Below are 14,360 nucleotides of genomic sequence, written 5' to 3' on the forward strand. Positions count from 1 at the left end.
TATTTTAATGGATTTATTGAATGTAATGAATGCTGGAGGATAAAACTATGAAACATCTCAGAAAAATCTTCAAACGAATTTTGCTTCTATTGTCTATTTTCATGCTTATTGGCATAGGAATATTATTTGGTACTAGTTATGGCCAAGAACTTCGCATAACAATGGCTGGGAGTATACTAACTTCTCAACATCCACAATATGCGAAATATACATTCCTATCTCAAAAGGAACTAGATAAACTGCAAGATAGAATTAATCATCCAAAATGGTCAAACAGTGATGAACATATTTATAAAAAAATAGCAGGAAAAAGATTGGAAGAATTAAAAAATCAGCCATTAGAAATTGATGTAGAAACAATTAAAAGCAATAAAGATAGTCGTTTTCTTTTCGAAGGAAGGTTAGTTACCATAAGCAATCCATTCAATGTTAAACTTGTTAGCCATCAAGGAACACAGGGGACTAACAGGGGAGAAAAAATTAGTGTAATGGCAAAACGTAATCATGCACTTGTTGCTGTGAATGCAAGTGGATTTGCTGATGAAACAGGAAGGGGTGGAGGCAATGTTGCAACTGGAATAGTAATAGAAAATGGGAAAGCTATTGATACAAATATAGATAGTAATACCCCTACAATTATTACGGGTTTAACAAAGTTTGGGCAAATGATAACAGGAAATTATTCTACCCGACAACTTTTGGATAAACAAGTCGTTTCAGCAGCAGGATTTATGCCACAGTTAATTGTAAATGGTGAAAAAATGATTACAGAAGGAGACGGTGGTTGGGGTTCTGCTCCGCGGAGTATTATGGCCCAAAAAGAAGATGGTACAATTATGTTTCTAGTCATTGACGGTAGACAGACGCATAGTATAGGGGCTACGTTAAAAGAGTGTCAAGATATTCTATATGAAAAAGGGGCTATAAATGCAATGGCAATGGATGGAGGATCTTCGGCTACTCTATATTTAGGAGGAAGGGTTATAAATTCACCGTCTACATTATCCCATGAAGATCGCTATTTACCAAATGCTTGGGTGGTAACAGCAAATCCAAAACAGAAAATAAATATGACGATAGATGGAGAAAAAGTAAATTCCGAAACATTCGATAAATTTGATACAAATATTATATCTCATTAAATAGTAATAAGAAGCAAATGTAAATATGAAATGTTTTTATAAACCAATTAATGTAAAATTTATATTATGTATTTTTTATATAACAAAAAGAATATGGGCAAAGAACTCAAGAGAATAGAAAAGCTTGCATTGAAATGACTATTAAGCAGTATTATTCTGATTTAGAAGCTATTAAAAAATTAGAAGAAGTAAAAGCTTAATTAATATATATAATTTTTGGGCGCATAAATGAATGAATGAACAGTTGATGGTTGAATTAAATGATATAGGTCTAAGAAGATGAAACCGTTCGAACTTCTGTCCGATGGTTTGGATATTCCCGTTTTCGCTTGGCAAGTGAAAACGGGTTACATATTAAACTGGAATCTTTATGATTTATCTCGACAATTGCGTGTGTTCGGCTGGCAAGTACTCACCTATCCATTGCCTCCAGATATGGAAGCAGTTACTATTATGCCCGTTGTGGTTCGAAACGGATTTTCCATGTATCTCCCGCACTTATTTTTAAAGAACCTCAAACAGGCCGTGGCCTTCCTGGATTCCCTAGATGGGCCTATGATGCTACATGATACGAAATGTGATAATGGGTTTCATCACTAAGTGGGGAAAGATTTCGTTATCATTAAGTTGAGCTATCCACATGAAATTGGTACATAAAAGCTATGGGATACATGATGATAGATGATGAGCAAATTGATGTCAGAGAGCTTTACAATATCAAATCACACGCCCAATTTGTAGATATTGCCTTTTAAATTTAAAAATAGTTATAAAAAAAATCAGAGGCACCTGATTTTTACTCATGAAAAGATTAAAAAAGCCCTCAAAGATATGGAGAGAGAAGGAGTGAACAGTCGGTTCACTCCTTTATTTTATTATTCCTTACTGAAATTTTCCAGGAACTTTCTAGCCAATAAGGACATGTAACTGTCCTTAAACCAGATTGCCGCAATCGTGATTTGGAGAGGGAAGGACTGTCGATTTCCTTATAGATCAGACTACTGTGGTTCGCCAGCTCAAACGCGAATTTCGGGATAATGCCGAAGCCGGTTTTCTGACAAGTCTCGCGTATCAGCTGTCGAATCGGCGGTAAATGACCAGAGAGCGCCCGTGCAGCTCTTCGATTCGGATTACATCTCGCCCGCTGCTCCAATCCAGCTCCGGGGTCATCACCGGCTCGCAATTTGAAAAGGTTTTATAAGATTAAAATCCTATACATTATTTCTTTGATTTTCCTTTTGAAAACTTGCTTTTTTCATATACAAGCATTTTCCTAGGCTAAGGTTAATTGCATTTATATTCATCTATCTAGTTTCAACAATAATCTCTAATCCTATTTTTCTTTATCTTTTGTTTTTAATTAAGGCGTTAATCTTGTTATATCTCATTTTTTAAATGGAAATTAAATATTATTGTACTAATTATAATTTTATTGAAAGCCATTGTTTCAACTGTTGTAAATGTATCTTCCATCTCTCATGTTTTACTTGCTCTATTTTATTTAGTAGAAGAGAAGATTCGTGAAATGTAGCATCACCTTTTAAAGTACTTTGTAAACCTGATAGTAAAGCATTAATAGATAAAACAACAATGGTAAAGAAAATAACAGGCCCCACTGCTACCCAAGGAAAGTTCATTAGTTTTTGATTAGTGTCACTAATTAATACAAGACTACCTCCCACATTAAAGGAAATAGTTTCAAATAAAGCTAAATGCATCATTAATATCATTACCTGTAGTATTTGTTGATGAAACCAAATGAATAGTTTTGAAATTAAATAAGGCCTAATATGAACTTTATATATGTGATAAGAATATCCACCAAGTAGCTTCGAAGTTATAACATATTCACGTTTTAAGAGTAATCTAACTTCATTGCTAATAAGATGTGTTAAATTTGGTATGCCAATTAAAGTAAGAACTACAATTGTATAACATATCCATTTATTTTCAGGATTATCATAGATACCTGACATTGTAGGACTGATTAGTAAAATTGCTAACAGAGTGGTAGGTATAAATTGGAAAATTTCAAAAATCCAATTTATATATTTCGTCCAAGTGTAAAAAAAAGCATGTAATACCCCAAATATAAGTGAGAAAGCGAGTCGAAAGATACAAATGACTATAGCGAAGAAAATTGGTATTCGTGCAAAAATAAGAACTTGTTTTAAAATATCCACTCCATAATCTCCAGTACCCAATGGATGCATTAAAGAAGGGGGTGTGGGTACAGATTGAAGATCTAGATTTTCAGAATTATATTCAATTGAGTATTCTAAAATAAAGCTAGTTATAATAATGCTGAATAAAATAAAAAGACCTACTAAAAATTGTGTGTTTTTATATAATTTTTTTATCATATAAATACCTTCTTTCTACTATAACAATTTTTAAGACTTCAAATAAAAAATAAAGTGGGATCATGAAAAGTAAAATACCAATGGAGATAATTTCAGGGTTTTGATGGCTAATCAAAAATCTGAACAATCCAAAAGAATTAAATAAAAATTCAAGAATAATTGAATTGGAAATCATTAGTAACAAAATGGATTTCGCATTATAAAAAATGGAGATTGATGTATTACGCAAAACATGGTGATTTAGTATATAAAAATGTTTCAATCCTTTGGCGATTGCTAGATCAATATAACTGTTTGACATTTCATTTTTATAGTTAATTAAATTTATTTTATATAGATAAATCGTTGGTAAAATTGAAAGAGTTGCAATAGGTAAAAAATATGTTGTATTTGTTATTGTAGAAAATGGAATAGTAATAAGCCAATTTGTATTTTTATATATTAAAATAATAATTAATTGTACAGATATTATTAAAAATAAGTCAGGTATAGCTTCTATGATATTCAAACTTTTCGAAATTATAGATTGGATTCTTTTTGGTAAATAGAATGTGAATTTTGTTAAAACAATAGATAAGAATACCGCAATAAAAAAAGCTGAAATTATAATAGTTAAGGTATAAAAATATGACTCTAATAAATTGGGTAATAATAAGCGTTTAATACCATAAATTTCATATGTTATATGTAATGGATCTAGTAGGGAATTAATAACTTTTTTCACATAACTAATATACTCTAGCCAATCCAATTCAAATATAATTAGTTTCTTATTGTTTTGTGAGGAAGTCAAAAACAATTTTGGTAGACAGCAAATGAAAACAACTCCTATAGCAATTAAAATAATTTCTAGAAACACGAATATAATCCTTTTTGTAAAGTGCATAAAATATATCTCCTTAAAATAATTTATTTTCATTGTTTTCAACTACTGCTGTCGAATACCCTCTTTAAAAGAGAAAAATATTAATCTAGATTTTTCAAGAACTGCAATTAATTTTAATGATAAATATAAAATTCTCAAGATTTGAATATTCTTAAAATTTTTTATATTGTTATTGACTTCCTTTATTTGGTTATGTATTGTAATAAATGTAATAAAAATCCTAAAAAAGGAGGGAAAAAGATGAATAAATTTATGCGTGAACTAAAAGCAGAAGAATTAACAAAGTACAGTGGAGGTATTAACCCTACAAATGAAACAGTAATTCATGATGGTGGAGGAGCAGGCCCAAACTGTAGAAACTTACTTGAGTCATGTATGGTGTTTAAAAATTTAAAATCGTGTAAATTATATGACCAATTTTGCTAATATGTTTAAAAATCAATATTACTTAGGAGGGAAAAAGATGAATAAATTTATGCGTGAACTAAAAGCAGAAGAATTAACAAAGCACAGTGGAGGTATTAACCCTACAAATGAAACAGTAATCCATGATGGTGGAGGAGCAGGCCCAAACTGTAAAAGTTTATTGAATGAATGTCTAGCAAAACGCCCCAAATCATGTATTCTGTATAACCAATTTTGCTAATATGTTTAAAAATCAATATTACTTAGGAGGAAAAAAGATGAATAAATTTATGCGTGAACTAAAAGCAGAAGAATTAACAAAGCACAGTGGAGGTATTAACCCTACAAATGAAACAGTAATCCATGATGGTGGAGGAGCAGGCCCAAACTGTAAAAAGTTACTTGAGTCATGTATGGTGTTTAAAAATTTAAAATCGTGTAAATTATATGACCAATTTTGCTAGACAGAGTGGGTTAAGACATATAGTTGTATTGTAGTATATATAATAACCTCAAAAAGTATAGTATCATAAAAGGTTATAAAAACTGAATTTTCATTTTTTGTAGATGCCTGTTTAAACTTGTATTAAAGATTCTTGTAACAGATTCCAAAACTCTATTCAAAGAAGGAGGATTTTGGGATCTGTTCCTATAAAGTATGAAAAATAAAACTTTAAAAACCTAATATTACGCAAAGGTGATAATAAAAATGAAATACATACATACAAAGCAACAAGAAGAATACGATTGTGGAATAGCTTGTGTCGCATCTATTTTTAAATATTATCATTTGCATCATGGTATTAATTACCTTAGGGATCAAGTTACTTATAAAAATGGATATGATTTAAAAGATTTGATATCGTTATTTAGTCAAGTTAATCATTTTTCTTGTAAAGCAGTTGAGATAAATAAAGAAGATATTGGAGAAGCATTAAAACACATTGAAGGACCTTGTATAGCTTTAATAAATAAAGGGATCAATGAATCTTATGAAGGTCACTATATAATTGTTTATAAAAGGAATAAAAATAAATTGGTAATAAGTGACCCGGCTAACGATAAAATATCTAAAATTACTATTGATGAATTTAAACAATATACTACAGGCATATTTCTTTTAATTGAATCTAAAAATTGTAATTCTGATAAAAATACAAGTTATCATCAGAATTTTTTCAAGGAATTGATAAAAAATAATAAATTGAATATCTCGTTTGTCTTATTTTTATCTATTTTGTTTGTCTTGTTTTCAATTAGTAACTCTTTCTTCTTTAAACTTGTAATAGATGAGATAATTCCTCACAATTATGAATATCTATTGCTGGAATTCGCTTTGATTTTTTTAGGAATTAATTTTTTAAGTAATGCATTTGATTATTTAAGAACTTACATAATTAATAAGGCAGCGATAAAATTAGACAAATCTATATCGAAAGAATTTTTTAGGAAAATATTAAAACTACCTATTAATTTTTTTGAAAATAGGGACGATGGCGACATTATATCGAGATTTAATGATATTTATTATATTCGGAATTTAGTTAATATAGCTTTTGTTTCAGTAATATTAAATACTGTAATTTTTTTAGGAATAGGATTCGTCCTTTATAACATCAATGTTTTACTTTTTTTCACTGTTCTTATTTTGACGTTGATTTTGATAGCAATTACTTTTATGTATTATGATATTATCCAAAAAAGAAATAAAGATTCTATGAGTAAAAATGCTGATACCCAATCTTTTTTAATACAATTTATAAAAAATATGAATAATATTTATTCTTTAAACAAGAAGGAATATTTTTTCTCTGCATTTAACAAAATTTTCAATAGGGAACTTAATGCGGCGTTAAAAGAAGCAGTTACAATAACAAATAATAATGGACTAAAAAAACTTATTCAGACTTCATTTTCTATCATATTATTATATGTTGGTGCTAAACAGATTATGGCGGATACTATGTCATTAGGGGATTTACTTTTTATAAACTCGTTAACTATGTTTATGCTAAGCTCTTTATCAGGATTAATTGAATTGCAAGGAGAAATTCAAAAATCGCTTGTGGCTAAGGAAAGATTGACTGATTTAATGAATTATCCAGTAGTTCAAAATAAGCCTCAGACAGATATTACAAGGATTAAAGACATATCTATACAAAATTTAAACTTTAATATTAATGATCACTGTATTATTAAAAATGTTAATATGAATATTTCTAATAATGATAAAGTTATTTTAATCGGTGAAAGTGGTTCAGGAAAAACTACGTTTTCTAAATTATTAAACAAACTCTATCAAACTAACCCATCACAAATATATATTAATGGTGTTGATATTAATGAAGTTAATGATAATAGTTTAAGAAAGGAACTTATTTATTTAAATGAAAATCCATTTCTCTTCAAAAATACAATTAAAGAAAATATATGTATGGGAGAATATTTTACTGAAGATGAAATTATAAAGGCTTGTAAAATTGCACATATTTATGATGTAATCACTTCACTTCCTAAAGGATTTAATTTTGTAATAAATAATAGTCATTCTAATTTGTCTACGGGACAAAAACAGCGCTTATGCCTTGCTAGAGCAATTCTTCATAAACCAAGTGTTTTAATTTTAGATGAATCGCTTAGTAATGTAGATTCTGATAATTTCATGAAAATTTATGATGCTTTATTAGATTTAAATTCGATAATAATTTTTATTACACATAATCCTGAGTATATAACAAAATATGATAAGAAATTTATTTTTAGAGAAAAATCCATCTTCGAAATGCAAAAAGAATTTGAGAAACAATTAAATTAGAGGTGAATAAAATGTCAAAAAAAATCCTGTTTTTCAGTTTAGTTATTCTAATAAGTATAGGTTCTCTCTTTTTTATCTTTACTTCAAAAGATTTAGAAAAACCTAACTATACTAATATTGATATGAAGGAATATAAAGGTAAAATAAACTCAAAAGATAATTTTTATGTTTACGTTTACAAAACTAGCTGTACAGCATGCCAAACCACTAAGCCATCCTTAAATGAAGTAATTAAAGAAGATAAGAAAAAGGTATTTGCTATAAACATGGAGTCAGAAGAAAATATGGATATTGAATTTTTGAAAAAAAATAACATTCAAAAAACACCCACTCTACTAAAATATAAAAATGGAGTAGAAATGAACCGGGTAGAGGGGATCCAATCTAAATCTGAATTAAAGTCATTTTTGGCAGAATAAAATTAATTTGATTTTTTTAAAGGAGTAAATATATGATATATTTTTCTTTTCTTGTTTCACTAGTAGCTACGATAGGAAGTTTATATTTTAGTGAAGTAAAGGGCTATGTTCCTTGCAGTCTATGTTGGTATCAAAGAATTTTAATGTACCCAATTCCTTTGTTAATTTTCATTTCAATACTAATTAATGATAAAAATATAAAATATTATCTTCGTTATTTTTCATTGATAGGTATAATTATTTCTTCTTACCATAATTTTATTCAATTTACTCAACAGAAAAGTAGCTTTTGTGGTATTACAAGTAGCTGTTTAACAACCTATGATAAATGGGGAGGTTTTATAACAATTCCGCTTATGTCTTTAACAGCATTCATAATAATATTCGCTTTATCATTTTTTATAAACGGAAAGGTTCTGTTACAAAGTTCGAAAAAATCATAAACTGATTGACAAATGGGAAACAATGTTTAGGAAGTACCTAGTATATTCATTTTATTATAGTTAATTTTTCCTAAATATAAACCTAACTAATCTTGAGTAAGAATGGTGGCATCTTACTCAAGATTAAATAGGTTTAAGTCTGTTAATCAATAAAATTTTAGTTTAATAATTTTCATCGGAATATTTTGGAGTTTTATGTCCTTGTACAGATAGGATAAGGGGTAACGGCCATCTTATAATTGTCCGTTAAATAAAAATTTAATAGACACAATAAAAATAAGAATCTATACATCATATTTTTTTCAAAAGAAAGTGATTATACACCAATTAAAGTAAGGTTTAATTATGTATTTTTTATACAATAAAATTTAATTTATATTAAAATACATATGTTTGAGTAGGATAAAGAATAAGATTTTGCAATGGGAATTTGCTAAACTCTTATTCTTTATTTTTCCCTATTCTTCCTAAGCTATCTTTAATAGTTGTTTCTCCAAGCTGTGTGTATAACAAAGCTGTATCTTGACTCGTATGTCCAAGTTGCTGCATGACTTGTAACGAATCTTTTTCTTCCATATATAATTTATTTGCCAATGTATGTCTTAATTTATGAGGAGACATTCTTTTTCCATATGCTTTAGTATATTTTTCTACTATATCTTGGATAGCCCTAACCGAAAGAGGCTGTGCAGTATGTTTATATTTCGACAAAAACACATTTTTTAATTCTTTCCCAGGAGCATATTTCTTATCTCTAATTTCCATATACCTTTCAAGATCATTCAATGCAATAGGGGTAATCCATACAGAATCTTCTTTGTTTCCTTTTCGAATTACATCAATTAGTCTTTCTTTTAAGTTTATATCTTCCATACGAAGATCGGCCAATTCACTTACTCGAATACCACTACCAAGGAAGAGGGAGAGGATAGCTACATCACGCTCTTTATCTCTAAGAAAATAGAATAATTGATGTTTTGTTAAAGATTTTTCATGTTCGTACTTAACGTAATTCAAAAATTCTTGATCGTCATCATTATGAAATATTTTAGATCTCATACGTTTTGCACGAGCATTTAACGTTTCTTTATCTTTATGTATTTCAATCTTAGCCATTACATTTCTATAAAAATAACATTCTCCATCATCATTCTCTGATAGGGCGGTAAGGTACTTAAATAAAGACTTTAAGGCTGAAACTTTTCTGTTAACCGAGGAATTCTGCATGTTTTGTTGTAGTTTTAAAAACCTCATAAAGTTCTCAACATCTTTTTTCTTTAAATTCTCCAAATCAGAGAAGGATATGTCTTTAATAAGCTTATATTCAATAATTTGTTCAGATAATAGCCAATTAAAGAAAACTCTAAAATCATATACATAATTCAGTAGGGTGGAGGGAGAGGCATCATGCAATTCTTTGTACTCCACAAATTCTTCTATGTAAAAGGGCATTTCATTTAAATTCTCGTATAATTTCTTACGATGTACTGATTTTTGACGTTGCTTGCTGTAATCCATAAAAATCACCTCATATATACTATAACAGAAAAAATAAACGAACACAAGTTCGCGTTAAATTCAATTTTTACACAAACTTATTTACATAATTAAATTATGAGATGCTCAAATACAATCAAAATTGAATGGAATAATGTAGTTGCTCAAATAGAATTTATTGATAGCTAAGTGATAAATTTGTATAAGACTTAAAAATTAGTGCAAAAACTACATATAAATGTATGTAAAATAAAATAAATTTGATATATAAATTCATACAAAAATAATTTCAAAATATTAATCAAATGTAAATTGATTAATTTAATCATGTTTATAAGGAATAAATTAGATGAACATAAGAAAAAATCTTATAAATAAAAATGAAACTTGCTATAATAATTTTTAATGCGTTACTCAACAATTAATGATCTCTATATAAAGCATGTTTTAGATAAACACATACTAATATACTTAGGTTCATGCAATTGAGCTCGAAATCCCTAAATACGGTATTAGATTTTTATTTAACTATCTTATTGTTCGTAAAATTGGTATTTCGTGCGAAGTTATTGGTGCTTATTTTTCCCTTTCTTTATAAAGATATAATTCTCCTTACCATCGGCTAGCATGGTTAATTTTTAGTTTTAGATACTTTAAACTATACATATTACATATTAGTCTATAGTTTCGCGTTCCTGCACTAGCAAAGGGCTATAAACTCTTGATCAAAGCGATCGAAGACTTTATAGCCCTTTGCTTTTTAAAATTATAGTAGGAAAACTGCGTACATAGCCAGGAACGTCTCATTTCAGATCGTTTAATGTTTTCCGAATTTGAAATGATAATATCACAGTTTTTTATTAAGATTAAGAAACCGCAGATGAATCTTCTTGCGTACTATTCCAAATTTTTTTCATTTCTTCAGAATTTTCTAACAGATGGTCTAGACTGCCTGTTGCTTCTACTTGTCCGTCTTTCATAACGATGATTTGATCTGCACGACGCAGCACGGCTGGACGGTTAGAAATGACGAGATACGTAGCATCTTGACTATCAAAAATTCGCTCCCACATCGTAAGTTCCGTATTCACATCAAGCGCACTAGAGAGATCATCAAACACTAGCAATTCAGCTTCTCTTACAAACATACGCGCGGCCGCTGTACGTTGTAATTGACCGCCGGATAATTTTGTTCCTCTCGTACCAATTAAGGTCTCCAATCCTTGCTCCATTTGCGAAACATCCTTCTCTAACACGGACAATTGAATCGCTTGTTCTAGGTTCACTTTATCTTCAGGAAGCCCCATCAAAATGTTTTCACGTAGCGTTTCACTTGATAGCTTTGGAACTTGAGGTGTATAGGAGCTACGTGGCGATACAAAGAAAGCCCCTTGATCTTCCACAAGTTGATCGTTCCAACGAACTTCGCCTTCCTGCTTTGGCAATAGACCGAGCAGCGTCTTCACGAGTGTGCTCTTTCCAGAACCGACTCGACCTGTAACTACAGTCAACGTGCCCCGTTGGATGTACAAATCTACATCCTGAATGCCCTGCTGTGACCGTGGGTAGGTATAGCTCAGACCTTTTACATCCAATTTATTCAAATGATGTTCTACCGATTTTTCTACATACGGAACTTCTGGAAACTGTCCATCCAAATAAACGGGTCCGTGCTCAGTCAGCTTATCCACTTCACCGCCTTGCATGTCTAAAATACGATCAATAGATACACCCGCCTGCTTAAAGCGTGCAATTAGACGTCCAAGGAAGTGTGTGACCTCTCCAAGCCATCCCAAGTAAAAAATGAATAATACTAAGTCACCCGTGGAGAAACTTCCATCTTGAACAGAGGCAGCTGCAAAAAATAGAATTAAACCTGTTCCGAAGCGAATCGAATTCTCAAAAATAGTGTTTAGTAAATCACTGAACAACTGATCTCTAACAGAGAATACTTGTCGCTTTTCGTTAAGACTCTGCAGGTATTTTACCAATTGTTTTTCAGAACCAGATGTTTTGACGGTTTCCACACCATCGAAAGTATCCGCGATAAAACCTGTGACACGTCCCATCGCTTGACGACTCGCTCTTCTATACTTTTCAACATAGGTTTTCGCAATATTACTTACTATCATTAATCCTACTAACGGAATAAAGACTATCAGCGTTAATTTGACGTTGATTTGGAACATAATCACCAATGCGACAATCGCAAAAAGTGGACGATAGATTAAATCTGCTGTCCAACCGACAAATCCTGCGATTTCATCAATGTCATCACGGAAACGACTGATTGAATCACCAACCGAGCTCGGCAATGCTTTGGCAGCAGGGCGTTTAAAAATGTATTTAAGCACATTTTTACGCAATAAACTTGCCACGACAAAGATAAAGGTGAAATCAACATAAAAACCAGCAATCAATGTAATGGCCCGGACAAGTAAAGTTGCAACCAAAATGATAATTAAAAAACCGATATCATTTGAAACAACTGCCGCTCCATCTAAAGCGTCAAAGATTTCTTTTAAAACAATCCCTGTGGCTAGTGGAAGTCCATGAACCAATGCCCAAAGAAAAAAGGCACCTAAGTAAAGTCGTGGACGGAAGCGAATGAGGCGACCTACCAATTTCCATATCTTCATGCGATCACCTCCGTTAAACCAGCTTTCTTCAGTTGGGCAAAACGCGAAAGCTCATCCTGTTCAAGAATTTCACGTTTGTCATGCTCAATGATCTCTCCGTCCTCAAGTATCATGATTTCATCCACTTTTTGAACAGTTTGCATGCGATGAGCGATAATAATCGCAGTCCGTCCTTCTAGCAATTTCTTCATTGCTTTATCCATAATCTTTTCTGTGCTAGCATCTAGACGAGAAGAAGCCTCATCCAAAATAACCAATCCTGGATCCTTCAAAAAGACACGAGCAAAAGCAAGGAGCTGAACTTGCCCAGCTGAAAGACCATTGTCGCTTGTTGAGAGCTCCGTATCGAGTCCATGAGGCAATGAATGCAGCCAATCGCTCAGTCCGATTTCTTCGAGTATTTCAATGATACGTTTATCCGAAGGACTATCGTCAAACATGGTAATATTATCGCGGACTGTCGCCCCAAATAATCGGACATCCTGCGTCACAATACTAACGTGTTTACGTAGTTCGTCAAGCGGAATGTCGCAAATATCATGTCCTCCAAGGAGCAGATTACCTCTTCTTGCTTCATGCAAGCGCAATAGTAATCGAGTGATGGTGGTTTTTCCACTTCCCGTCCGCCCAAGTAAGCCTAAAGTTTTGCCAGACTCTAACTTGAAAGAAAGATCATTTAAAATTGTAGAATACTCGTCGTAACCAAAGGTGACGTTTTTAAATTCTACTGATAACGATTCTTGAGCCAGATTCACCTTATTTTCATCCTTAATACTGCTTTCCATAGACATCAATTCTTGAATACGCTGAATACTAGCACTTGCCTTTTGGAAGTCCTCCATTTGCAAGGTTATACGTTCTAAAGGAGCACGCAAAGTATCCATATAGTAGAACATCAAGAATAATGTCCCCATAGTAATAAACTCTTGCTTCATGAGGTAAGAACCAAGAATAAAGACCAACGCATACCCTAGAGCAAATACACAAATAGTTGCTGGCCACAAGGCGCGTGCACGTACATAAGCTTTTCGCTCTTTAATCAAAAGGTTATACATATTTTCAAATAACTTCCGCATCACATAGGAAGTTCCTTGATTCGCTCGAATATCTTCCATGCCTGTGAGACGTTCTCCAAGAAAACCGAAGAAATCGGCGCTCGCTTGACGCGCGATCACCCAAAAAGGAGTAGCATATTCACGAATGCGGTTAAGGGTAAAGAATGCCAATATCGTGAATGTGACAAACGAGAGACCAATCCAAATGTTTTCGATGAGTAAAATAATCACAATTCCAAAAATCAACAGCATATTTCCTAAGACTTGAATCACAAATCTTGAGAAAAAGTTTGCTAGATTTGTGACGTCTCCATCAATTCGTTCGATCATTTCCCCCGAGGAGTGCTCTTGGTGAAAAGAGCTATCCAGTTTTAAACAATGCAGCGTCAATTCTTGACGCAAAGCATTCGTTGCTTTCCACGCCACGTTTTCACCAATATATGTTTCAAAGAGTTGTACTATTTGATTGACAATTGTCAGCCCAATAAATAGTAAAGCCACTAGTTTTAAAATTTCAAGACCACCAGAGGTACCAGCAGTATCAATGTAGTAGCGCATAATCTGCGGGCTAATTAACTGTAAACCAATCCCGCTTAACAACAAAATTAGCAAGAATATTACCCTGGTACGTTGAGGAGCAATATACTTTGTATATAACTCTTTGTAATCCTTCAACGATATTTTCATAACCTTTGA

General features: G+C 31.6%; 12 protein-coding genes and 1 pseudogene. 8 read left to right on the forward strand and 5 right to left on the reverse strand.

Annotation, left to right across the window (positions count from 1 at the left end; all coding sequences use genetic code 11):
* Positions 1-47 precede the first annotated feature (47 nt).
* Together H6481_RS18300 and H6481_RS18305 are read left to right on the forward strand one after the other, a co-directional pair.
* On the forward strand, positions 48-1,142 hold the full coding sequence (locus H6481_RS18300) for a phosphodiester glycosidase family protein (protein WP_182812628.1): 1,095 nt from the start codon (positions 48-50) through the stop codon (positions 1,140-1,142).
* Positions 1,143-1,421: 279 nt separating this feature from the next.
* A pseudogene (locus tag H6481_RS18305) lies at positions 1,422-1,742 on the forward strand (glutamate decarboxylase); the annotation flags it as partial.
* A gap of 821 nt (positions 1,743-2,563) precedes the next feature.
* Here the strand turns inward: H6481_RS18305 and H6481_RS18310 are convergent.
* Together H6481_RS18310 and H6481_RS18315 are read right to left on the reverse strand one after the other, a co-directional pair.
* Positions 2,564-3,505: a peptide ABC transporter permease gene (locus H6481_RS18310; protein ID WP_182812631.1), complete on the reverse strand. Its 942-nt coding sequence runs from the start codon at positions 3,503-3,505 to the stop codon at positions 2,564-2,566.
* Complete coding sequence (locus H6481_RS18315) at positions 3,486-4,391, reverse strand: ABC transporter permease subunit (protein WP_182812634.1); 906 nt, start codon at positions 4,389-4,391, stop codon at positions 3,486-3,488. The genes H6481_RS18310 and H6481_RS18315 overlap by 20 nt, the downstream gene beginning before the upstream one ends.
* Before the next feature lie 240 nt (positions 4,392-4,631).
* Here H6481_RS18315 and H6481_RS18320 point away from each other — a divergent pair, with 240 nt between their 5' ends.
* The 6 genes from H6481_RS18320 to H6481_RS18345 all read left to right on the forward strand — a co-directional run bounded on the left by H6481_RS18320 (position 4,632) and on the right by H6481_RS18345 (position 8,473).
* Positions 4,632-4,817 carry a hypothetical protein gene (locus tag H6481_RS18320; RefSeq protein ID WP_182812637.1) on the forward strand — a complete coding sequence of 62 codons (186 nt, stop codon included), beginning with the start codon at positions 4,632-4,634 and terminating at the stop codon, positions 4,815-4,817.
* A gap of 37 nt (positions 4,818-4,854) precedes the next feature.
* On the forward strand, positions 4,855-5,037 hold the full coding sequence (locus tag H6481_RS18325; RefSeq protein ID WP_086420007.1) for a hypothetical protein: 183 nt from the start codon (positions 4,855-4,857) through the stop codon (positions 5,035-5,037).
* Between the two features lie 37 nt (positions 5,038-5,074).
* A complete protein-coding gene (locus tag H6481_RS18330) occupies positions 5,075-5,260 on the forward strand; it encodes a hypothetical protein (RefSeq protein ID WP_182812640.1) in 186 nt (61 codons plus the stop codon).
* A 245-nt stretch (positions 5,261-5,505) separates the two neighbouring features.
* Positions 5,506-7,611 carry a peptidase domain-containing ABC transporter gene (locus H6481_RS18335; protein WP_182812643.1) on the forward strand — a complete coding sequence of 702 codons (2,106 nt, stop codon included), beginning with the start codon at positions 5,506-5,508 and terminating at the stop codon, positions 7,609-7,611.
* A gap of 11 nt (positions 7,612-7,622) precedes the next feature.
* Positions 7,623-8,030 (forward strand): thioredoxin family protein, encoded by a 408-nt coding sequence (locus H6481_RS18340; protein WP_182812645.1) that lies wholly within the window; start codon positions 7,623-7,625, stop codon positions 8,028-8,030.
* Positions 8,031-8,062: 32 nt separating this feature from the next.
* A complete protein-coding gene (locus H6481_RS18345; RefSeq protein WP_182812648.1) occupies positions 8,063-8,473 on the forward strand; it encodes a disulfide bond formation protein B in 411 nt (136 codons plus the stop codon).
* A 441-nt stretch (positions 8,474-8,914) separates the two neighbouring features.
* Here the strand turns inward: H6481_RS18345 and xerS are convergent, their stop codons facing one another.
* The 3 genes from xerS to H6481_RS18360 all read right to left on the reverse strand — a co-directional run bounded on the left by xerS (position 8,915) and on the right by H6481_RS18360 (position 14,351).
* Positions 8,915-9,991, reverse strand: a complete 1,077-nt coding sequence (gene xerS / locus H6481_RS18350) for a tyrosine recombinase XerS (RefSeq protein ID WP_137035907.1) — start codon at positions 9,989-9,991, stop codon at positions 8,915-8,917.
* Positions 9,992-10,836: 845 nt separating this feature from the next.
* Complete coding sequence (locus tag H6481_RS18355) at positions 10,837-12,609, reverse strand: ABC transporter ATP-binding protein (RefSeq protein WP_182812651.1); 1,773 nt, start codon at positions 12,607-12,609, stop codon at positions 10,837-10,839.
* Positions 12,606-14,351 carry an ABC transporter ATP-binding protein gene (locus H6481_RS18360; protein WP_182812654.1) on the reverse strand — a complete coding sequence of 582 codons (1,746 nt, stop codon included), beginning with the start codon at positions 14,349-14,351 and terminating at the stop codon, positions 12,606-12,608. Before H6481_RS18360 ends, H6481_RS18355 begins: the two co-directional genes overlap by 4 nt.
* Positions 14,352-14,360: the final 9 nt, after the last annotated feature.

Source organism: Bacillus sp. ME78, assembly GCF_903970865.1.
Classification (GTDB): Bacteria; Bacillota; Bacilli; order Bacillales; family Bacillaceae_G; genus Bacillus_A; species Bacillus_A cereus.